Source organism: Bacillus sp. Brlt_9 (assembly GCF_051948935.1).
Classification (GTDB): domain Bacteria; phylum Bacillota; class Bacilli; order Bacillales; family Bacillaceae_G; genus Bacillus_A.
Genome location: NZ_JAYJLO010000043.1, coordinates 1 through 350 on the forward strand (window position 1 = coordinate 1; position 350 = coordinate 350).

The window sequence follows — 350 nt, forward strand, 5'->3', positions numbered from 1 at the left end:
AATTTCAAAACTCTTCCCAAGCTTCCAACCGGGCTTGAACCGGTGACCTCTTCCTTACCATGGAAGTGCTCTACCAGCTGAGCTATGGAAGCATAATGGCTCCGCAGGTAGGACTCGAACCTACGACCGATCGGTTAACAGCCGATAGCTCTACCACTGAGCTACTGCGGAATAATATTAGCCTGGCAACGTCCTACTCTCACAGGGACAAGGTCCCAACTACCATCGGCGCTAGAGAGCTTAACTTCCGTGTTCGGTATGGGAACGGGTGTGACCTCTCTGCCATCATTACCAGACTTTTATCATTATAAACATCTCTTTCGAAATGTCAAGAAGAAAAAATATATTCC

Annotated in this window: 2 tRNA genes and 1 rRNA gene; all 3 read right to left on the bottom strand. The window is 47.4% G+C overall.

The features are described from left to right. Window positions 1-19 precede the first annotated feature (19 nt). A tRNA-Thr gene (locus VF726_RS31570) sits at window positions 20-92 on the bottom strand. A gap of 4 nt (window positions 93-96) precedes the next feature. Further along, window positions 97-171, bottom strand: a tRNA-Asn gene (locus tag VF726_RS31575). A gap of 9 nt (window positions 172-180) precedes the next feature. Further along, window positions 181-296, bottom strand: a 5S ribosomal RNA gene (gene rrf / locus VF726_RS31580). Between the last annotated feature and the right edge of the window lie 54 nt (window positions 297-350).